Origin of the sequence: Methylobacterium segetis (assembly GCF_004348265.1) — a bacterium.
In the GTDB taxonomy this organism is placed as follows: Bacteria; Pseudomonadota; Alphaproteobacteria; order Rhizobiales; family Beijerinckiaceae; genus Methylobacterium; species Methylobacterium segetis.
The window spans coordinates 47,055-66,787 of sequence record NZ_SMNT01000009.1 but is presented as its reverse complement, the minus strand read 5'-3'; the positions used below and the strand labels follow the sequence as shown (position 1 = coordinate 66,787).

Genomic DNA, 19,733 nt, shown 5'->3' with positions numbered 1-19,733 from the left:
TGGGCGACGCTGTGGCTTGCGCTATCGTCTGCGAAGGGCGGACGATCGGCTGCTGGCTTCAGTTGAGCAATCGGCCGACCCTGTGCAGCGCAATGGGCGGTCTCGAGCCGTCCCAAATCCGGGCCGCCGGGAAGGCGGGTTCCGAAGTAATCATGGATGGAGGGGCCGAGATGGCTGTGGGAACCGCAGTGCCGCGGGCGGACGAGGCGGCAAGACCGATGAGCGCCGGGGAGAAGAAGGTCATCTTGGCCTCTTCCCTCGGCACCGTCTTCGAGTGGTACGACTTCTACCTGTACGGCTCGCTCGCCGCGATCATCGGCGCGCAGTTCTTCTCCGCCTATCCGGAAGCGACGCGCAACATCTTCGCGCTCCTCGCCTTCGCGGCTGGCTTCCTCGTGCGCCCGTTCGGCGCCCTCGTCTTCGGCCGCCTCGGCGACATGGTCGGCCGCAAGTACACCTTCCTCGTCACGATCCTGATCATGGGCATCTCGACCTTCTGCGTCGGCCTGCTGCCCTCCTACGCCACGCTCAACAGCTACGGCGTCGGCTGGATCGCCCCCGTCACGCTGCTGGCGCTCCGCATGCTCCAGGGCCTCGCACTGGGCGGCGAGTACGGCGGCGCGGCCGTCTACGTGGCCGAGCACGCCCCGCGCGGGCGCCGCGGCTTCTACACCGCCTTCATCCAGACGACGGCGACGCTCGGCCTGCTGCTCTCGCTCATCATCATCCTCTCGACGCAGGGCTACGTGAACAACGCCTACGCGCCGACCGTGGTGACGAACGCGGACGGCACCACGACCACCCTCACCGCCTTCCAGGTCTGGGGCTGGCGCATCCCGTTCCTCGTCTCGGTCGCGCTCCTGGCCATCTCGGTCTGGATCCGGCTCCAGATGAACGAGAGCCCCGCCTTCCAGAAGATGAAGGCCGAGGGCACGCACTCGAAGGCGCCGCTCTCCGAGGCGTTCGGCCAGTGGAAGAACGCCAAGTGGGCGCTGCTGGCGCTGCTCGGCCTCACCGCCGGCCAGGCCGTCGTCTGGTACACGGGCCAGTTCTACGCGCTGTTCTTCCTGCAGAGCATCCTGAAGGTCGACCAGTTCACGGCCAACGTGATGATCGCGTGGTCGCTGATCCTGGCCACCGGCGGGTTCCTGTTCTTCGGGGCCCTCTCCGACAGGATCGGCCGCAAGCCGATCATCCTCGGCGGCTGCCTGATCGCGGCGCTCACCTACGTCCCGCTGTTTCACCAGCTCACCGCGAACGCCAACCCGGCGCTCTTCGCGGCGCAGTCGAACGTGCCGGTGGTGGTGAAGACGAACCCGGCCGATTGCTCGTTCCAGTTCAATCCGGTCGGCACGGCCAAGTTCACCAAGGAGTGCGACATCGCCAAGGCGCTGCTCGCCCGCTCCGCCGTGAGCTACAGCACCGAGCCGCAGCCCGCGGGCACGCCGACGGTGGTGAGCGTCAACGGCAAGGACTTCCCCGTGGCGGATCCGAACTTCGCCAAGGCGGTCCCGGCCGCGCTCACCGAGGCGGGCTACCCCTCGGCGACCAACAACCCGACCGTGATCAAGGCCGCGAACCCGGTCGACGTGTTCACGGGCCAGAAGCTGATGGTGATCGGCATCCTGACGATCCTCGTCTTCTACGTGACGATGGTCTACGGGCCGATCGCGGCGGCGCTCGTGGAGCTCTTCCCGACGCGCATCCGCTACACCTCGATGTCGCTGCCCTACCACATCGGCAACGGCTGGTTCGGCGGCCTCCTGCCCGCCACCGCCTTCGCGATGGTGGCCCAGACCGGCGACATCTATTACGGCCTCTGGTACCCGATCGTGATCGCGCTCTTCACGTTCGTGATCGGCCTGATCTTCATCCCCGAGACCAAGGACCGGGACATCCTCGCCTGAGGATGGCGGGGCCAACCCCTTGAAAAGACGAAGGCCCCGCCGATCGGCGGGGCCTTTTTCATGGCGCTTGCGGGGATGATCGCGATCACGCCGCGACGGCGCCGAGGAAGCGCGCGATCTCCGCCTCGAGACCGGCCGCCACGTCCTCGACCGACGAGGCGGCGGATTCGACGGTCGCCGCCATCTCGGTGGTGCGCTGGGCCGCGCTCGCCACCGTGCCGAGGTCGCGGGCGATCGCGACGCTCGTCTGTGCGGTCTCGCCGACGTTGCGGGAAATCTCCTCCGTGGCCGCCCCCTGCGCGGCGACCGCCTCCGAGATGTCGGCGGTGGTGGCGCTGATCGAGCCCATCCGGCCCGTCATCCGGCCGATCGCGTCGACCGCGACGCCGGTCGCGCCCTGCACCCGCGCGATCTGGGCCGCGATCTCGTCGGTGGCCCGCGCCGTCTGCCCGGCGAGCTCCTTCACCTCGGCCGCCACGACCGCGAAGCCGCGCCCCGCCTCGCCGGCCCGGGCCGCCTCGATCGTCGCGTTGAGCGCGAGCAGGTTCGTCTGCTCGGCCACGGCCCGGATCAGGCCGACCACGTCGCCGATGCGCTGGGCCGAGGCCGCGAGGTCGCCCACCTGCGCGTTCATCGCCTCGGCCTCACCGAGCGCGCCCTCGACCTCGCCCCTCGCCCGGCCGATCCGGCCCTGGATCTCGGAGATCGAGGCCGCCAGTTCCTCGGCGGCGCTCGCCACCGTCTGCACGTTGGCGGAGGTCTCCCGCGAGCCGGACGAGGCGCCCTCGATCGCCCGGTTGGCCTCGGCGGAGACCGCGCTCATCGCGGCGGCGCGCTCGCGCATCTCGCCGGTGCGGGCATTGAAGGTCGCCACCGATTGCTGGACCCGGACCCGGAAGCGCTCGACCTCCCCGTCGAGGAGCACGCGGCGGTGCCGCTCGCCCTCGCTCGCCGTGCGCTGGTCGCTCTCGAGGCTGCGGGCCCGCCGGCTCGTGTCGCGCAGCGACCCGAGGGCGCGGGCGACGGCGCCGATCTCGTCGCGGCGCGCCTGCGAGGGGATCGGCGCGTCGAGGTCGCCCTCCGCGAGCCGCGTCGTGCGCGCGGCGATCTCGTTGAGGGGGCGGAACATCCGCACGGCGACGGGGACGATGACGAGGCAGGCCAGGATGGCCGCGGCGAGACTGACGAGGCCCATCATCCACATCGTCGCGCCGTAATCGGCGTAGTACCGCTCCAGCGGGATGCCGATGTAGAGGATGCCGCTGACGTTGCCTGCCCTGTCGAAGGTCGGGTGGTAGACGGTGTAGAACGGCCGCCCGAACAGCACGACGCTGCCCGAATAGGCCCTGCCGGCCCGGATCGCAGCCTGGGCCGGGTGGTCGTCCGCGAGCGCCGTGCCCACGGCGCGCTCGCCGTTCTCCTTCTTCACGTTGGTGATGCGGCGCACGAAGCGCTCGGCCCCGGGCTCGCGGGCGAAGACCGTGGCGTTCCCGCCGAGATAGGCCGTCACGTCGTCGACGATCGACAGGTCGCCGAGAGCGCCGAGATCGGGCGTGGTGACCCGCGCGAGCCGCGCGCCGTCGAGGCCGGCCGTTGCGCCCGGGACCTTGCCGGCGAAAACGAGGGCGAGCGTCCGGATATGGGTTTCGGCCTCGGCGCGCTGCTTCTCCTCGATCTGCGACCAGATCTGGTGGCTCGCTGCCGCGAGCAGAATCCCGACCGTCAAGACGATCGCACCTCCGGCTAGGAGGATGATCTTGGTCGTGAGGCTGCTAAACCTATGCATGGAAATCGCTCGGACGGTCGGCATGTGCCGTGACGGGAGCGATCATCTTGCCACGCGTGTCTTAGCACCTCGTTTCGCGCCGTACGATTTCGCGCCGACGATCCTGCGCTCAGGGTGTCCAAACCTGCCCGGGGCGGAGCGCCAGGAAGCTGTCGGCCGGGCGCCCCGCGGCCGCGAGCGCGCTGGCGAGCGCCTCGGCCGGTCTCTCGACGCCCTCGTCGGTGAGGCGGAACGTGCCCCAATGGTGGCCGAGCGCCTGCTCCACGCCGAGCAGGCCTACGGCCTCGACCGCATCCTGCGGGTTCATGTGCTGGGGCTGCATGAACCAGCGCGGCTCGTAGGCGCCGATCGGCAGGGTGGCGAGGCGCGGCGGCCCGAAGCGTTCGCGCACGGAGCGGAAGATCGACCCGTCGCCGAGGCCGCTGTCGCCGACATGGTAGTGGACGCCCTGCGGCCCCGTGATCACGAAGGCGCACCAGAGCGCCATGCGCCGGTCGTTGAGGCCGCGGGCCGACCAGTGGTTGGCCGGCACGAGATGGATCGCGAGCCCGCCGCCGAGATCGACGCTCTCGCCCCAGTCCCGGGGCTCGACATGCAGGGTCTCGTCGTAGGAGCGCAGGATCGCGTCGTTGCCGAGCGGCGCCACGACCAGGGGCTGATGGGCCTGCCAGAGCCGCGCGACGGTCGGCCCGTCGAGATGGTCGTAATGGTTGTGGGTGATCAAGACCGCATCGATCGGCGGCAGGTCGCCGAAGGCGATGCCGGGCGGGTTGACCCTCTTCGGACCGGCGAACCCGACTGGACTCGCGCGCTTGGCGTAGACCGGATCGACCAGGATGTTGCGCCCGGCCACCTGGAACAGGTAGCTGGCGTGCCCGATCAGCACCACGCGCAAGGCGTCCGAGCGCTCCGGCGGCTTGTCGGCCGGAAAGGGGCTCGGGAAGCTCTTCGGCCACGCCTCGCCCTGGCGGGCGAGCTGCCAGCGGATGATGTCGGCGAGGTCCTTGTCGCCGGCCTGATCCGGGCTGTGGAAGCGGACGCCGTCGAAATGGTCGCTCGTCGGCCCCCCGTAATACGGGTTGCGGCCGCGCCGGTGCGCGGCGTAGCCGACGCCGCCGAGGGTCATCACGGTGGCGGCGCTGGCGGCCGCGAGGAGGCTTCGCCGTTTCATCGGCGGGGAGATGGCGGGGCCGGTGATCCCGTCAAGGCGTCACGCCTCCGTGCCGCAGCCGATGCCCGTCAGGAGCGCCAGCGCAGCTCCTGCGGCTGAAGGGGGTTGGCGAAGGCCCGGGCCTCGCGGGCGGCCTGCAACGCCTCGCGCTTGAGGCGGAAATACCATTGCGAGGGCAGGTCCCCCTGTCCGAACAGGACCATGGTGGGCTTGCGGTCGAGGCCCGCCTGCGCGTGCTGGAGCACCTGCTGGTCCTGGGTCAGGAACTGGCGCATCAGGAGCTTGGCGAGGGGCTGCAGGGGCCTGAGGGCCGGCACGCTGAAATAGAGGGCGTTCGTCAGCAGGGTCCGGTTTCCGGTCAGCGGCGTCGCGAAGGTGTAGTTCGCCACCCGCTTGCGCCCGGCCCGGATCCGCTCCAGGCGAACCCCCGGCAGCCGGAACTCGATCTCGACATCGGGCACGCCGCCGAGCAGCCGGTAGACGGGCGAACTCTTGGTGGTGGCGTGGCTCGTCATCGTGAAGCCGTGCGGCGTCGGCCGGAAGGACTTCACCTTCTCGCGCAGCTCCTTCGAGGGCCGGAACCACCAGGAATCGTGCACGAAGGCGACGTGGCCGGGATCGACGAGGCTGAGCGTCGTGAGGTCGAAGGACGCCTCGACTTCGAGCGCCACCACGACGCAGCCCGCGGGCTCGAAATCGAGCTCGGGCGGAGCGGGCAGGTCGACGCCTGCGGGGCCGAGATGGGGATTGACCCAGACGAAGCCGGCGCTCTCGCGGACGGGGAAGCGCTGCACCGCGATGCGCGAGAAATCGGCCGCGTCCGAGGCCGAGAGGGTCGGCACGTCCCGGCAGCGCCCGTCCGTGCCGAAGCGCCAGCCGTGGAACGGGCAGGTGAGCGCGTCGCCGTCGAAGCGCCCCTTCGAGAGCGCCATGCCCCGGTGCGGGCAGCGGTCGCGCAGGGCGAAGGGTGCGCCCGACGCGTCCCGGCCCATCACGATCAGCTCGCCGTTGAGGGGGACCGAGCGGAGCTTGCCGCCCTTGAGCGCGTCGGCGCGGCCGACGCAGTACCACGCGTCCGGCAGAGGCTGGCGCATGGCATCGGGATCGAGGGCGGCCTCGTCCGAAGGGAGCGCCGGGCGCAGGGTCGGGATGGGGGCGTTCGACACGGGGGGACCGCGAGCTTCGAGCTTCCGGCCGCCGCGACGGACCGGAAGAGGGGCCGCCCTCCTTAATGCGCCCCGCCGATGCTGGCCAGCGCCGGGAGGGCAGCGGCGAGAGGGCGCAGCCAAGCCCCTTCCCATCCGGCGTGCGGTTTCCTACCTTGGGTTTCCCGCAACTAACGAAAGGAGGTGATCCAGTGTCTCATTGTCATCAGCCGCGGTCGTCGGCTCTCCGGACCTGGACCGTCGCCTCCGGCGCTTTCGCGTAAAGCGTCAGGGACGCGAGACAGTTTCGGCCGGACCGCGGTTCGGCAATGGAAGGGCCGCCCCTTGGGGCGGCCCTTCGGCATTCCGGGTGCCTGCGGCGGGTCTCAGCGCTTCTGGAACAGCGGCTGGGCCAGGGCCTCGGCCCGCGCCTGCCAGAGGTCGCGCTCCTCGCGCACGCTCTCCAGCGCGCTCATCTCGTCCTGCACGTGTTTGCGCAGGTCGCGGATCTCCTGGGCCAGCATGGCCTGAAGCTCGGCGTAGCGGTCCTGCTCGATCCGCAGCTTGGCCTTGAGCATCAGGTTCTCGGCCATCAGCTCCGACATGTCCTCGCCGTCCGCCGTGCCCATTCCGGCGCGGGCCGGTCCGGCCGGCGCGCGCTCGGCCTGCGCCGCGTTGCCGGGAACGAGGCGCGGGGCCCAGCTCTGCTGCGGCTCGGCTGCGCGGGGCGCCTCTTGCCGCACCGTCGCGGGCCGCTCCGGCACCGGGGGGGTGTGGGCCTTCATCGCGGCGAGCCAGTCGCGCAAGGGGCCGGGAGCCGGGCGGCCGCTCTCGTGCGACGGGTACTGACGGGCGGGTTCCGACATCTGCGGGCGTCCTTGCGATCTCAGGTCCATCCGACCAGATCATGCTTAATGAACCGTAAAGCTTAACGGAGCCTTCCCGGTCCGAACCGGGAATTTGACATTTCGGCCACGCCCGCCTAAGGCCCGCGCTCCCGATCCGACGCATGGACGTCAACCTGAACGCCGACCGGCCCGAGAGGCCGGAGGTCAACGCCCGACAGCGCGTCCGCGCCCTCGGGCGTGTTCCGTGTTGGAAGAAGCGCGTCCTGCCCCGGTGTGCCAAGCCATGACGCCAGCACGCGAGACGCCCCTTCGCATCGAGGATGCGATCAACGAGACCTGCCCGTGGTCCGGCAAGCCGATCGCGGCGGATTCGCTGACGCTCTACAACGGTGCCGTCGTCGGGTTCTGCGATCCCGAGTGCCGGGACCGGTTCGCCCGCGCGCTTCAGAGCTTCGAGGCCGCCCTGCAGGCGCGCCGCGTCGAGAAGGCGGGCCTTCACCAGTGACCCACGGAATCGCCTGACCATGTTCGAAGGCCTGTCCGATCGCCTCTCCGGCATTCTCTCGGGGCTGACGCGCCGCGGCGCGCTGACCGAGGCCGACGTCACCGCCGCCATGCGGGAGGTGCGCCGCGCGCTGCTCGAGGCCGATGTGGCGCTGGAGGTGGTGCGCGGCTTCACCGACCGGGTGCGCGAGAAGGCGGTGGGCGCCACCGTGCTCAAGTCGATCACGCCCGGCCAGATGGTCGTCAAGATCGTCAACGACGAGCTCGTGGCGATGCTGGGCGATCAGGCCGAGGTGGTCGACCTCAACGCCCCCGCCCCCGTCGCCATCCTGATGGTGGGCCTCCAGGGCTCCGGCAAGACGACCACCACCGCCAAGATCGCCCGCCGCCTGACCGAGCGCGAGCGCCGCCGCGTCCTGCTCGCCTCCCTCGACACCCGGCGCCCGGCCGCCATGGAGCAGCTCGCCGTTCTGGCGGGTCAGGTCGGCGTCGAGAGCCTGCCGATCGTCGCCGGCCAGTCCGCGGTGCAGATCGCCAAGCGCGCCATGGACGCGGCCCGCCTCGGCGGCTTCGACGTGGTGATGCTCGACACCGCCGGCCGCACCACGGTCGACGAGGCCCTGATGGCCGAGGCCGCCGAGGTGAAGGCGGCGACGCGGCCCCACGAGGTGCTCCTCGTCGCCGATGCGCTGACCGGCCAGGACGCGGTCAACACCGCCCGCGCCTTCGACCAGCGCCTCGGCGTCACCGGCATCGTGCTCACCCGCATGGACGGCGATTCCCGCGGCGGCGCGGCGCTCTCCCTGCGCGCGGTCACGGGCAAGCCGATCAAGCTCGTCGGCACCGGCGAGAAGGTCGACGCGCTGGAGGAGTTTCACCCGGCGCGCGTGGCCAACCGCATCCTCGGCATGGGCGACATCGTCTCCCTGGTCGAGAAGGCGGCGGAGACGATCGACGCCGAGCAGGCGATGCGCACCGCCGAGAAGATGCGCAAGGGCAAGTTCGATCTCGAGGACTTGTCGATGCAGCTCGGGCAGATGGAGAAGATGGGCGGCATCGGCGGCCTGATGGGCATGCTGCCGGGCATGGGCCAGATCAAGAAGCAGGTCGAGGGCGCGAATCTCGACGAGAAGATGTTCAGGCGCCAGCGGGCGATCATCTCCTCGATGACGCCGCAGGAGCGCAAGAACCCCGATCTCCTCAAGAACTCCCGCAAGAAGCGCATCGCCGCCGGCGCCGGCGTGAAGGTCGAGGAGATCAACAAGCTCCTCAAGATGCACCGGACCATGGCCGACATGATGAAGGCGATGGGCTCGGGCAAGCGGGGAATCGGGCAGGCTCTGGGCAACATGTTTGGCCTCGGCGGCGGCGGGATGCCGGGCGGCATGCCCCCGGGCATGCCCGAGCCGACGCCGGAACAGATCGCGCAGATCGAGAAGCAGTTCGGCGGCAAGCTGCCGCCGATGCCGCCCGGAATGGGTGGCGGAAAGATGCCGAGCCTTCCGGGGCTCGGCGGGCCGAAGGTGCCGGGACTTCCCGGCCTCGGCGGGTTCCCGTTCGGGAAGAAGAAGTGAGCGAATAGAGGGTAGCGAATAGCGAACAGGGTTTCCGCTCTCTTCGCTACTCCCTACTCACTATTCGCTCTAACCAGACCACGTACACGTTCAGGAGTTGAAAGCATGTCCCTCAAGATCCGTCTCACCCGCGGCGGCGCCAAGAAGCGCCCCTACTACCGCATCGTCGTCGCCGACGCCCGCGCCCCCCGCGACGGCCGCTTCATCGATAAGGTCGGCGTGTACGATCCCATGAAGGCCAAGGACGATCCGGCCCGCGTGCAGCTCGAGACCGACAAGATCCAGTCCTGGCTCGCCAAGGGCGCGCAGCCGACGGACCGCGTCCTGCGCTTCCTCGACGCCGCCGGCCTCGCCAAGCGCCCGGCCCGCAACAACCCGAAGAAGGCCGAGCCCGGCGAGAAGGCCAAGGAGCGCGCGGCCAAGCGCGCCGAGGCGGCTGCCGCCCCGGCCGAGGACGCCGCGGCCTGAGGCGCGGGAGATGGCGCGCCGTCCCGGCGGACAACCACCCCGCGGGGACGGCGCCCGCCGCGCGAGGCCCCCACGCCTCGCGCCCGCGTCCGAGACCTCGCCCCGGCCGAAAGGCGCCGCGGCGAGGCCGGCGCCCACCGCGCCCGATCCCGGCCTCGTCCTCCTGGGCGAATTCGGCCGGGCGCACGGGCTCAACGGCGAAATCCGCCTGAAATCCTACACGGCCGACCCGGTGGCGATCGCCGCCTACGGGCCGCTCCGCACGGCCGATGGCCGCAGCATCGAGATCGTGAGCGCCCGGCCCGCACCCGGCCCCGCGCCGGACCTCCTCGTCGCCCGCGTGAAGGGCGTGTCCGACCGCAGCGGCGCCGAGGCGCTGAACCGCGTCGGCCTCTACGTCCCGCGCGACACGCTCGGGCAGGCGGAGGACGAGGACGAGTTCTTCACGGCCGACCTCGTCGGCCTGTCCGTCGTCGACAGCGCGGGCAAGACCCTCGGCACCGTGGTCGCGGTGCCGAATTACGGCGGGGGCGACCTCCTGGAGATCCGTCCCGAGGCCGGCGGACCGAGCGCGCTCCTGCCCTTCACCAAGGCGTTCGTGCCCGGGCTCGACGTGCCGGGCGGCCGGATCACCGTCGACCCGCCGGACGACCTCTTCGCCCCTTCCGGCCCGAAGCCTCCGGACGAGCCGGGCTGAGGCGCCGCGCCGTCGCTACTCCCCCGCCGCACCGTCGCTACTTCGCGCCCCGGCTCGCCTCGTCCCGGCAGGGCCGGATCGCGCGCGGGTCGGGCCGCTGCTCCGGTGCCGGCGCCTCGAAGATCGCGAGGTAGCCGACGCCCCCCTCCAGCACGCTGAAGCCGGTCTCGCGATAGCCCGCGGCGGCGAGTTCGCAGCGCAGCAGCGCGGGCGGCGTGCCGTGGCGCGAGGGGATGTCGTCCGCGTCCACGATGCCGACACGGCCGCCCGGCCTCATCGCGGCGGCGAGGTTGTGAAGCAGGCCGTAGGGCTGGCTGATCTCGTGATACATGTGCACGAGCACGGCCGCGTCGACGGAGGCCGGCTTCAGGCGCGGGTCGTGCGGCTCGCCGCGCACGATCGTGACGTTCTGCAATCCCGCCTTGCGCACCCGCTTCTGCAACTCCGCGAGGTAGCGCGGCGTGACGTCCTCGGCGAGGACCCGGCCCTGCGGCCCCACGCGCTCGGAGAGGCGCAGCGTGTAGTAGCCGCTGCCCGCGCCGATATCGGCGATCGTCTGCCCCGGCGCGATGCCCATCAGGCGGGCCACCTGCCCCACCTCGTCCGCCTTCTCGCGCTCCTTCTCCAGGGCCCATTGCGCCGCCACGATCTCGGCGACGGGCCGGTCGGGCTTCGGGAAGAGCGAGGCCGGGGCGCCGGGCGGCCCGAGCGGTTCGGCCGCCGAGGCGATCCCGGCGAGTCCGAGGATGAGGAGGGTAACGGGAAGGATCGGGCGCGGCATCGGGGCACTCTGAGGGGCCTCGGAGAATAGGGGCCTCGGCGCGTTCGCACAGTCGGCGGCGGTCCCGGCCATTGACCCCCGGACGGGCTCCGCGCCAAGACGCCACGCATGACCGCCGACGACCCCCTGCCCTCCCGAGCGCCCGCACCCTGGCAGGCCACGGTGCTGACGCTCTACCCGGAGATGTTCCCGGGCCCCCTCGGCGTCTCCCTCTCCGGGGACGCGCTCGGCCGCGGCGCCTGGGACCTGTCGGCGCGCAACATCCGCGAGCACGGGCTCGGCCGCCACCGCAGCGTCGACGACACGCCCGCGGGCGGCGGCGCCGGCATGGTGCTCCGCTGCGACGTGCTCGCCGCCGCGATCGACTCGGCCGCCGGCCCCGACGATCCGCGCCCGCGCCTTCTGATGTCGCCCCGCGGCCGCCCGCTGACGCAGGCGCGGGTGCGGGCGCTCGCCGCCGGCCCCGGCCTCGTCGTCGTCTGCGGCCGCTTCGAGGGCGTCGACGAGCGGGTCATCGCGGGCCGCGCTTTGGAGGAGGTCTCGATCGGCGACTACGTGCTCTCCGGCGGCGAGATCGCCGCGATGGTGCTGATCGATGCCTGCGTGCGCCTCCTGCCCGGCGTGATGGGCAAGGAGGCCTCCGGCATCGAGGAGAGCTTCGAGAACGACCGGCTCGAATACCCGCACTACACGCGGCCGAGGGCCTGGGAGGGGCGCACGATTCCCGAGGTACTCACCGGCGGCAACCACGCGGCGATCGCCCGCTGGCGGGCGGACGAGGCCCTTCGCCTCACGCGCGAGCGCCGGCCGGATCTTCTCAATCGGAGCGTGACGCGGATCACGGAATGACTGCGCACATGTGACACGGACGGAGGATCGACGGCCTTCGACCCTTGCCCACCTTGCTTTCGCAACGAAGTTCCATCATGCGGATCGACGGGACACTCCTCCCCAACGAGGAGCGCCCATCTGCAAGGATGGATCACATGACGAACCGCCCCGACACGCGTCCCCGCGTGCCCTATTTCTCGTCCGGCCCCTGCACGAAGCGCCCCGGCTGGACGCTCGATGCCCTCTCCGACGCGGCGCTCGGGCGCTCGCACCGCTCCCCCCTCGGCAAGGGCAAGCTCCAGGAAGCCATCGACCTGACGCGCAGGATCCTGCGCGTGCCGGCCGATTATCGCATCGGCATCGTGCCGGGCTCCGATACCGGCGCCGTCGAGATGGCCATGTGGACGATGCTCGGCCCGAAGCCGGTCGAGGTCGCGGCCTGGGAGGCCTTCGGGGCCGAGTGGGTCACGGACGCGCTGAAGGAGCTGAAGATCAGCCCCGTCGTGCACCAGACGCCCTACGGCGTGCTCCCCGACCTCTCGAAGATCGACACGAAGCGCAGCGACGTCATCTTCACCTGGAACGGGACGGCCGCCGGCGTGAAGGTGCCGAACGGCGACTGGATCGCGGCCGACCGGGAGGGGCTCACGATCTGCGACGCCACCTCGGCCGCCTTCGCGCAGCCGCTGGCGTGGGACAAGCTCGATGTCGTCACCTTCTCCTGGCAGAAGGTGATGGGCGGCGAGGCCGCGCACGGCATCCTGATCCTGTCGCCCCGCGCCGTGGCCCGGATCGAGAGCCACACCCCCGCCTGGCCGGTGCCGAAGGTGTTCCGCCTCGCCAAGGGCGGCAAGCTGATCGAGGGCATCTTCAAGGGCGACACGATCAACACGCCCTCGATGCTCGCGGTCGAGGATTACCTCGACACCCTGCGCTGGGCGGAGAGCATCGGCGGCCTCGACGCGCTGCACGCGCGGGCCGATGCCAATGCCGGCGTGATCCATGAGTGGGTGGCGCGCACCCCCTGGATCACCCATCTCGCGGTCGATCCCGCCACCTACTCGAACACGGGCATCTGTCTCGTGATCGCCGACCCGGACGTGCTCGCCAAGGGCGACGCGGCGGTCGCGGCGGTGGCCAAGGACATCGTCGGGTCCCTGGAGCGCGAGGGCGTCGCCTACGACATCGCCGCCTACCGCGATGCGCCCGCGGGCCTGCGCATCTGGTGCGGCGGCACGGTGGAGCGCGCCGACCTCGAGGCGCTGACGCCCTGGCTCGACTGGGCCTTCGCCGAGGCCAAGGCGAAGCTCGCCCGGGCGGCGTAGGGCCTGCCCCTGCGCCGCGGCGCCTCACCTCTCCCGTAGGGGAGAGGGTGTCCGCCCGCGCCGTCCACACATCGAGATTGCCGCGGCCGGCCCGTCCGGCCGCTTCCCCGACCTGTTAGAGCAGGAGGCACGCATGCCCGCTCCCAAGGTGCTCATCTCCGACGCGCTGTCGGAGGCCGCGATCCAGATCTTCCGCGACCGCGGCATCGACGTCGATTTCCGTCCCGAACTCGGCAAGGACAAGGAGGCGCTCGCCGCCGTCATCGGCGATTACGACGGCCTCGCCATCCGCTCCGCCACCAAGGTGACGCCGAAGATCCTCGATCAGGCCGCCCGCCTGCGCGTCGTCGGCCGGGCCGGCATCGGCGTCGACAACGTCGACGTGCCGGCCGCCACCGCCAAGGGCGTGATCGTGATGAACACGCCCTTCGGCAACTCGATCACCACGGCCGAGCACGCCATCGCGATGATGTTCGCGCTCGCCCGCCAGATCCCGCAGGCCGACGCCTCGACGCAGGCCGGCCGCTGGGAGAAGAACCGCTTCATGGGCGTCGAGCTCACGGCCAAGACCCTCGGGGTGATCGGCTGCGGCAATATCGGCGCGATCGTGGCCGACCGCGCCATCGGCCTGAAGCTGAAGGTGATCGCCTACGATCCCTTCCTGTCGCCCGAGCGGGCGCGCGAGATCGGGGTCGAGAAGGTCGAGCTCGACGGGCTGCTCGCGCGCGCCGACATCATCACCCTGCACGTCCCCATGACGGACAAGACCCGCAACATCCTCTCGGCCGAGGCGCTGGCGCGGACGAAGCCCGGCGTGCGCATCGTCAATTGCGCCCGCGGCGGCCTCGTGGACGAGGCGGCGCTCCGCGCGGCGCTCGATTCGGGCCACGTGGCCGGCGCGGCCTTCGACGTCTTCGTGGAGGAGCCGGCGAAGGAGAACCCGCTCTTCGGCCACCCGAACGTGATCTGCACGCCCCATCTCGGCGCCGCGACCAACGAGGCGCAGGAGAACGTGGCGCTCCAGGTCGCCGAGCAGATGGCGGATTACCTCCTCAGCGGGGCCATCACCAACGCCATCAACTTCCCCTCGATTTCGGCCGAGGAGGCGCCGCGCCTGAGGCCCTACGTGTCGCTCGCCGACAAGCTCGGCTCGTTCCTCGGCCAGCTCACCGACGCGCCGATCAAGGGCATCCGCATCACCTACGAGGGGGCGGTCGCGGGGATGAACACCCGCGCGCTCACCTCGGCGGCGGTGACCGGGGTGCTGCGCCCGTTCCTCGCCGACATCAACATGGTCTCGGCCCCAGCCATCGCCCGCGAGCGCGGCATCGTCATCGACGAGGTGAAGCGCGAGGGCGGGGACGGCGATTACGAATCGGTCGTGCGCATCACGGTCGATGCGGAGGACATGCCGCGGGATGCCGCCGGCACCGTCTTCCACGACGGCAAGCCCCGGATCATCGAGATTCGCAGCATCGACATCGATGCGGCCTTCGCGCCGCACATGCTCTACGTGCGCAACCACGACAAGCCGGGCTTCATCGGCCGCTTCGGCAGCCTGCTCGGCGAGGCCGGCGTCAACATCGCGACCTTCACTCTCGGCCGCGAGACCGAGGGCGGCAACGCCATCGCCTTCGTGGCGGTGGACGGGCCGGTCGGGCCGGACGTGCTGGAGAAGATCGCCGAGATCCCGCAGGTGAAGCGTGTGCGAGCGGTGAGCTTCTGAGACGCATCGCCCGCCGCGTCGGTGCGGCCCGACGGCTCGGTGCGGCGGGCCGCAACCCGCGGAGAATGCAGAACGGGCGCGCGTTCCGACCGAACGCGCGCCCGTTTCGTCGAGCGGTTCGCCCGGCGCCGATGGGCTCGGCGCCGGGGTTAAGCCGGAATCAGAAGGTGAAGCCCGTCTCGATCATGTAGCGGTCCTGGCCGGCGCGGTTGCCGATGCGGCCGAAGCCGAGGCCCACGATGCCGTTGGCGAGATCCGGGCGCTGGAAGTCGACCAGCTCGACATGCGAGTACTCGCCGCGGATGAAGAACCGGTCGAAGGTGAAGGTCGGCGTGATCGTGAAGGAATAGGCCGAGCTGCCCGCGCCGTAGAGCACGGAGGTCTGGCCGGCTGGGTTGAAGCGGCTGCCGCTCTGGCTGATGTACTCGAAGCGGCCGGCGAGCGCGAAGTTGTCGGTGAAGGCGTAGCTCGCGAGCAGCGCACCGCCGAAGGTCTCGGCGCCGGCGAGGCCGAAGACCGGCTCGACGTTCGTGTACTGGACGTACGGCGTCACGATCCACGGGCCGGCCGAGTAGGTGTAGTTCGCGCTGACGATGCTGCTGTTCTGCAGCGCCACCGGCGTCGCGTACTGGAAGCGCAGGCTGCGCAAGCCGGAATTGTAGCTCGAGAAGTGCGTGCCGCCGTTGATGCCGATCGTGTTGGCGTCGTCGAGTTTGTAGGTGATGGCGCCGGTGACCCAGTTGAGCTCGCCGGAGTAGAAGCCGTCCGTCACCGCGATCGAGGCCGCGAGCGGCCCGCTCGAATAATTGACCTGCGCGCCCTGGTTGATGATAATTTCCTGGTTGAACAGGAGGCCGCGCGAGATGTTCAGGTTCTGGAAGGTGAAGGCGAGCTCCGAGCCGATATTGGTCGGCATCCGGCCGCCCTGCACCGACCACTCGTCGTTGATCGCGATCTTGCCGAAGGCCACCGGCACGGGGCCGAACAGCAGGTCGGTCTGGCTGAACGAGCTGAAGGTCGGGAAGCCCAGCGCCGGGATCGAGTAGAGGCCGGTCTGGATGTAGAACTGGAACGGGCCGTCGGCCTTCTGGATGAAGGCCTGCAGGTTGCTGATGTCGACGCGGCCGTAGCGGTCGTCGCGCTCGCCCGGAGGCGTGTAGAAGGGTCCGAACGCGTTCGAGTAATTGTAGGCGTAGCCCGTGACCGCGCCGCCGACATAGATGTCGCCGATGCCCGTGGTGAAGCAGGCGGGGTTCGGGTTCTGCTTGATGACGCCGCCGAAGGCGGGGAAGGTGATCGTGGCCTTGCAGGCCTCGACCACCGGGGCCGGGGGCGGGGCCGCCGGCATGTCCGCCGCCTGAGCCTGTCCGAGGCAGAGCGATATCGCGGCCGCGGCCGTGCCGCACTGCAGGAACAGTTTGAAGGTCATCGTGTCGAGCCCCAATGTTTGATCTTGTATAGTCAAGGTGCCGGATCGGCCCGTGCAGCGCAAAACCAAACTCCAGGCAATTGCCTAGTTTGGAGGCAGTTCAGGGGGGCTCACAGCTTCCATCGGGCCATGTTGCGCCGAGGACACGCTTTTTTGTTCGGGACGGCACTTGCCACGCGACGAATTTGCTGACGGCGGGCCTTCGACGCCGGACCGACCGGGCTCCCGCAACGCCTCACCTTTCGGTGACCGCTCCGCGCCGCCGCCGGGGCCGAACGAATCAGGCCGGCGCGCCCGTCGCGCGATCGAATCGGTGGCTCGAAACGAGAGAGGGCCCCGGCTCTCGCGAGCCGGGGCCCTCCCCTTCGGATCGATGCCCGAGGGCTGACGATCAGTAGTTGTAGGCGCGCTCGCCGTGATCGGCGATGTCGAGACCCTCGCGCTCCTCCTCCTGCGTCACCCGCAGGCCGATCGTGACGTCCACGAGCTTGTAGAGGATCGCCGAGCCGATGCCCGACCACAGGATCGTCATGCCGACCGCCTTGGCCTGCGTGATGAGCTGGGTCGTCAGGTCGTAGGCACCGACGACGAGCTCGCCGGGCTTCGTGGTGTAGTCCGGGATGCCGACGCCGCCGAGATCCGGGTTGACCAGGATGCCGGTCGCGAGGGCGCCGATGATGCCGCCAATGCAATGCACGCCGAACACGTCGAGCGAGTCGTCGTAGCCGATCGCGTTCTTCACGGTGGAGCACATCGCGAAGCAGATCGCGCCAGCGACGAGCCCGAGGACGATCGAGCCCATCGGGCCGGCGAAGCCGGAGGCCGGGGTGACGGCGACGAGGCCGGCGATGGCGCCCGACAGCATGCCGAGCAGCGACGGCTTGCCCTTGAGCGCCCATTCCACGAAGAGCCACGAGACCGCCGCGGCCGCGGTGGCCACGAAGGTGTTGATCATGGCGAGCGCCGTGGTGCCGTTGGCCTCGAGGTTCGAGCCGGCGTTGAAGCCGAACCAGCCGACCCAGAGGAGCGAGGCGCCGATCGTGGTCATGGTCAGGGAGTGCGGGGCGAGCAGGTCCCGGCCGTAGCCGATGCGCTTGCCGAGCATGAGGCAGCCGACGAAGCCCGCGATGCCGGCGTTGATGTGCACGACGGTGCCGCCGGCGAAGTCGAGGGCGCCCCACTTGAAGAGCAGGCCCGCATCGGCGTTGACGGCGTCGAGCGCGTCCTGCGCCGTCTTCTTGGCGGCCTCGTCGGTCGCCGCGGCCAGGGCCTTGGCGGCGTTGCCGACCGCGTCCGGTCCGCCCCAGTACCAGACCATGTGCGCCATCGGGAAGTAGATCAGCGTGACCCACAGGATGGAGAACACGACGAGCGCCGAGAACTTCATCCGCTCGGCGAAGGCGCCGACGATGAGGGCCGGGGTGATCATCGCGAACGTCATCTGGAAGCAGATGTAGACGTATTCGGGGATCACGACGCCGTTCGAGAAGGTGGCGGCCGTCGAGTTCGGGTCGATGCCCTTCAGGAAGGCCTTCGAGAAGCCGCCGATGAAGTCGTTCAGGCCGCCGCCGTTGGTGAAGGCGAGGCTGTAGCCGTAGAAGACCCACAGCAGGCAGACGATGCAGGCGATCGCGAAGACCTGCGTCAGGACGGAGAGCATGTTCTTGGTGCGGACGAGGCCGCCGTAGAACAGCGCCAGGCCCGGCACGGTCATCATCAGGACGAGGGCGCTGGAGATCAGCATCCAGGCCGTATCGCCTTTGGCCGGCACGGGCGAGGCGGCCGGGACTGCGGCAGCCTCCAGCGTCGGCGTCTGCGCCAGGGACGGCTCGACGAGGAGGGCGGCGAGCGCTGCCCCTCCCAAGCCGAGCGCGAGGATGTTGCGAAGTTTCATGGACACGAGACTCCCGATCGCGATGCGATTCTGTTGTGAAACGGTGTGTTGCCGCTGAGCCCGCCGGGGCCCGGCGCGGATTTGGGCCGGCTCAGAGGGCGTCGGCGTCGGTCTCGCCGGTGCGGATGCGGACGGCCTTCTCGAGGGGCATCACGAAGATCTTGCCGTCGCCGATCTGGCCGGTGCGGGCGGCCCCGGCGATCGTGTCGATCACGTTCGCGACGAGATCGGCGGAGACGGCCACCTCGATCTTGAGCTTGGGCAGGAAGCTCACGGCGTATTCGGCGCCGCGGTAGATCTCCGTGTGGCCCTTCTGGCGGCCGTAGCCCTTGACCTCGGTCACTGTCAGGCCGTGCACGCCGATGCCGGTCAGGGCGTCGCGCACCTCCTCCAGCTTGAACGGCTTGATGATGGCCATCACGATTTTCATGGGCGGCGCCCCCTTGTCCGACTGGGAACCGGTGGCCGGAGCCGTCTTGATCGCGACGTCTCGGTCCGGGTTGCGCGAGGATCGGGATGACCCCGCGCTCGCCGCCCCTCATTCAAGGACTATGCCAGCGCTTTCCTGGCCGGGAACCTTTTCCCGACTTCGCCGTCTGCCCAGGTTTTGGACCGCTCATGCTGATGTTCCGGGCGGCAGCCGGCGACAATCTGCCATTCGATTGTGCAGATCGTCTTCGCATTAGGCAAAATTCAGCTTTTCCGGGTCGAAAGCGTCCGGAAGCGCACGGTCGATGCCGTCAATCCTGCGCCCGGCGCGGCCTGATCAATCCCTCCTGCGCGACCGAGGCGATCAGCTCGCCCGCGCGGCTGAAGATCTGGCCACGCGCGAAGCCGCGCGCGCCCTCTGCGGCCGGGCTGTCCTGGGCGTAGAGCAGCCAATCGTCCGCCCTGAAGGGCCGGTGGAACCAGAGCGCGTGGTCGAGGCTCGCCGACTGCATGTCCGTGTCGAACACGGTGCGCCCATGCGCGATCAGGGTCGCGTCGAGGAGCGTCATGTCGGTGGCGTAGGCGAGCACCGCCTGATGGATCGCGGGGTCGTCCGGCAGGGGCGAGGCCGCCCGCAGCCAGACGCGGCAGCGCGGCTCCCGCGGCTCGCGCACGAGGTAGCGCTCGATCGAGACGGGCTTCAGCTCGATCGGGCGCTCGCGGGCGAAATAGGCGGCGACGGGAAACGGGATGCCCTTGCCGCCCGCAGCGAGGAGGGCCCGCGTGTCGGGCAGCGTCTCGGGATCGGGCGCCTCGGGCATCCGGGCCTGATGGCTGTAGCCCTCCTCCACGTCGTGGTAGGAGACCGACATCGCGAAGATCGCGCGCCCGTGCTGGACCGCCTTGACCCGCCGCGTGGTGAAGCTGCGCCCGTCGCGAATGCGCTCGACCTCGTAGATGATCGGCACCTTCGGGTCGCCGCCGAGGAGGAAATAGGCGTGCAGGGAATGCGGCGGGCGCGTGCTCGGCACCGTCCGCGTCGCCGCCACGAGCGCCTGCGCGACGACCTGCCCCCCGAACACCCGCGGCCAGCCGATCTGCGGGCTGACGCCGCGGAACAGATCGACCTCCAGGCGCTCGAGGTCGAGGATGTCGAGGAGTTCGGCGACGAGTCCGGTCATGGCATCACATGCGGCTGAAGGGGGCCTTGTGGCCTCG

17 protein-coding genes are annotated in these 19,733 nt (G+C 70.2%); 8 read left to right on the top strand and 9 right to left on the bottom strand.

Features of this window, described 5'->3' with window-relative positions:
- Window positions 1-170: 170 nt before the first annotated feature.
- Window positions 171-1,907: an MFS transporter gene (locus tag E1J50_RS04145; protein ID WP_132250699.1), complete on the top strand. Its 1,737-nt coding sequence runs from the start codon at window positions 171-173 to the stop codon at window positions 1,905-1,907.
- 85 nt (window positions 1,908-1,992) lie between these two features.
- Here E1J50_RS04145 and E1J50_RS04140 read toward each other — a convergent pair whose 3' ends face one another.
- The 4 genes from E1J50_RS04140 to E1J50_RS04125 all read right to left on the bottom strand — a co-directional run bounded on the left by E1J50_RS04140 (window position 1,993) and on the right by E1J50_RS04125 (window position 6,875).
- Window positions 1,993-3,633 (bottom strand): methyl-accepting chemotaxis protein, encoded by a 1,641-nt coding sequence (locus E1J50_RS04140; protein ID WP_245516420.1) that lies wholly within the window; start codon window positions 3,631-3,633, stop codon window positions 1,993-1,995.
- 169 nt (window positions 3,634-3,802) lie between these two features.
- Window positions 3,803-4,864, bottom strand: a complete 1,062-nt coding sequence (locus E1J50_RS04135; protein ID WP_132250695.1) for an MBL fold metallo-hydrolase — start codon at window positions 4,862-4,864, stop codon at window positions 3,803-3,805.
- A 68-nt stretch (window positions 4,865-4,932) separates the two neighbouring features.
- Window positions 4,933-5,958 carry an aromatic ring-hydroxylating oxygenase subunit alpha gene (locus E1J50_RS04130; protein WP_132250720.1) on the bottom strand — a complete coding sequence of 342 codons (1,026 nt, stop codon included), beginning with the start codon at window positions 5,956-5,958 and terminating at the stop codon, window positions 4,933-4,935.
- A gap of 437 nt (window positions 5,959-6,395) precedes the next feature.
- Window positions 6,396-6,875: a hypothetical protein gene (locus tag E1J50_RS04125; RefSeq protein WP_132250693.1), complete on the bottom strand. Its 480-nt coding sequence runs from the start codon at window positions 6,873-6,875 to the stop codon at window positions 6,396-6,398.
- Window positions 6,876-7,140: 265 nt separating this feature from the next.
- Between E1J50_RS04125 and E1J50_RS04120 the strand changes: the two genes are divergently transcribed.
- From E1J50_RS04120 to rimM, 4 genes are all read left to right on the top strand, one after another.
- Entirely contained in the window at window positions 7,141-7,362 is a 222-nt protein-coding gene (locus tag E1J50_RS04120; RefSeq protein ID WP_132250691.1) for a glutathione S-transferase, read from the top strand.
- A 19-nt stretch (window positions 7,363-7,381) separates the two neighbouring features.
- On the top strand, window positions 7,382-8,935 hold the full coding sequence (ffh, locus tag E1J50_RS04115; protein ID WP_132250688.1) for a signal recognition particle protein: 1,554 nt from the start codon (window positions 7,382-7,384) through the stop codon (window positions 8,933-8,935).
- A gap of 105 nt (window positions 8,936-9,040) precedes the next feature.
- A complete protein-coding gene (gene rpsP, locus E1J50_RS04110; protein ID WP_132250686.1) occupies window positions 9,041-9,403 on the top strand; it encodes a 30S ribosomal protein S16 in 363 nt (120 codons plus the stop codon).
- A gap of 10 nt (window positions 9,404-9,413) precedes the next feature.
- A complete protein-coding gene (gene rimM, locus E1J50_RS04105; protein WP_132250684.1) occupies window positions 9,414-10,100 on the top strand; it encodes a ribosome maturation factor RimM in 687 nt (228 codons plus the stop codon).
- A 37-nt stretch (window positions 10,101-10,137) separates the two neighbouring features.
- Here rimM and E1J50_RS04100 read toward each other — a convergent pair whose 3' ends face one another.
- Entirely contained in the window at window positions 10,138-10,881 is a 744-nt protein-coding gene (locus E1J50_RS04100; RefSeq protein ID WP_132250682.1) for a class I SAM-dependent methyltransferase, read from the bottom strand.
- 108 nt (window positions 10,882-10,989) lie between these two features.
- Between E1J50_RS04100 and trmD the strand changes: the two genes are divergently transcribed.
- The 3 genes from trmD to serA all read left to right on the top strand — a co-directional run bounded on the left by trmD (window position 10,990) and on the right by serA (window position 14,763).
- A complete protein-coding gene (trmD, locus tag E1J50_RS04095; protein WP_132250680.1) occupies window positions 10,990-11,730 on the top strand; it encodes a tRNA (guanosine(37)-N1)-methyltransferase TrmD in 741 nt (246 codons plus the stop codon).
- 137 nt (window positions 11,731-11,867) lie between these two features.
- Entirely contained in the window at window positions 11,868-13,037 is a 1,170-nt protein-coding gene (locus E1J50_RS04090; RefSeq protein ID WP_132250678.1) for a phosphoserine transaminase, read from the top strand.
- 133 nt (window positions 13,038-13,170) lie between these two features.
- Entirely contained in the window at window positions 13,171-14,763 is a 1,593-nt protein-coding gene (serA, locus tag E1J50_RS04085; protein WP_132250676.1) for a phosphoglycerate dehydrogenase, read from the top strand.
- Window positions 14,764-14,923: 160 nt separating this feature from the next.
- Here serA and E1J50_RS04080 read toward each other — a convergent pair whose 3' ends face one another.
- The 4 genes from E1J50_RS04080 to tesB form a co-directional block, all read right to left on the bottom strand.
- Window positions 14,924-16,192, bottom strand: a complete 1,269-nt coding sequence (locus E1J50_RS04080; RefSeq protein ID WP_425374907.1) for an outer membrane beta-barrel protein — start codon at window positions 16,190-16,192, stop codon at window positions 14,924-14,926.
- Window positions 16,193-16,583: 391 nt separating this feature from the next.
- Window positions 16,584-18,086, bottom strand: coding sequence for an ammonium transporter (locus tag E1J50_RS04075; RefSeq protein ID WP_132250674.1), 1,503 nt, complete (start codon window positions 18,084-18,086; stop codon window positions 16,584-16,586).
- A gap of 91 nt (window positions 18,087-18,177) precedes the next feature.
- Entirely contained in the window at window positions 18,178-18,516 is a 339-nt protein-coding gene (locus tag E1J50_RS04070) for a P-II family nitrogen regulator (RefSeq protein ID WP_132250672.1), read from the bottom strand.
- Window positions 18,517-18,826: 310 nt separating this feature from the next.
- Window positions 18,827-19,696 carry an acyl-CoA thioesterase II gene (tesB, locus tag E1J50_RS04065; RefSeq protein WP_132250670.1) on the bottom strand — a complete coding sequence of 290 codons (870 nt, stop codon included), beginning with the start codon at window positions 19,694-19,696 and terminating at the stop codon, window positions 18,827-18,829.
- Window positions 19,697-19,733 lie beyond the last annotated feature (37 nt).

What these genes read in the sequence shown, in the direction of transcription:
- E1J50_RS04145 (WP_132250699.1), top strand. Translation starts at nt 171, where the DNA reads ATGGCTGTGGGAACCGCAGTGCCGCGGGCGGACGAGGCGGCAAGACCG.
- E1J50_RS04135 (WP_132250695.1), bottom strand. Translation starts at nt 4,864, where the DNA reads ATGAAACGGCGAAGCCTCCTCGCGGCCGCCAGCGCCGCCACCGTGATG.
- E1J50_RS04130 (WP_132250720.1), bottom strand. Translation starts at nt 5,958, where the DNA reads ATGCGCCAGCCTCTGCCGGACGCGTGGTACTGCGTCGGCCGCGCCGAC.
- E1J50_RS04125 (WP_132250693.1), bottom strand. Translation starts at nt 6,875, where the DNA reads ATGTCGGAACCCGCCCGTCAGTACCCGTCGCACGAGAGCGGCCGCCCG.
- E1J50_RS04120 (WP_132250691.1), top strand. Translation starts at nt 7,141, where the DNA reads ATGACGCCAGCACGCGAGACGCCCCTTCGCATCGAGGATGCGATCAAC.
- ffh (WP_132250688.1), top strand. Translation starts at nt 7,382, where the DNA reads ATGTTCGAAGGCCTGTCCGATCGCCTCTCCGGCATTCTCTCGGGGCTG.
- rpsP (WP_132250686.1), top strand. Translation starts at nt 9,041, where the DNA reads ATGTCCCTCAAGATCCGTCTCACCCGCGGCGGCGCCAAGAAGCGCCCC.
- rimM (WP_132250684.1), top strand. Translation starts at nt 9,414, where the DNA reads ATGGCGCGCCGTCCCGGCGGACAACCACCCCGCGGGGACGGCGCCCGC.
- E1J50_RS04100 (WP_132250682.1), bottom strand. Translation starts at nt 10,881, where the DNA reads ATGCCGCGCCCGATCCTTCCCGTTACCCTCCTCATCCTCGGACTCGCC.
- trmD (WP_132250680.1), top strand. Translation starts at nt 10,990, where the DNA reads ATGACCGCCGACGACCCCCTGCCCTCCCGAGCGCCCGCACCCTGGCAG.
- E1J50_RS04090 (WP_132250678.1), top strand. Translation starts at nt 11,868, where the DNA reads ATGACGAACCGCCCCGACACGCGTCCCCGCGTGCCCTATTTCTCGTCC.
- serA (WP_132250676.1), top strand. Translation starts at nt 13,171, where the DNA reads ATGCCCGCTCCCAAGGTGCTCATCTCCGACGCGCTGTCGGAGGCCGCG.
- E1J50_RS04080 (WP_425374907.1), bottom strand. Translation starts at nt 16,192, where the DNA reads ATGACCTTCAAACTGTTCCTGCAGTGCGGCACGGCCGCGGCCGCGATA.
- E1J50_RS04075 (WP_132250674.1), bottom strand. Translation starts at nt 18,086, where the DNA reads ATGAAACTTCGCAACATCCTCGCGCTCGGCTTGGGAGGGGCAGCGCTC.
- E1J50_RS04070 (WP_132250672.1), bottom strand. Translation starts at nt 18,516, where the DNA reads ATGAAAATCGTGATGGCCATCATCAAGCCGTTCAAGCTGGAGGAGGTG.
- tesB (WP_132250670.1), bottom strand. Translation starts at nt 19,696, where the DNA reads ATGACCGGACTCGTCGCCGAACTCCTCGACATCCTCGACCTCGAGCGC.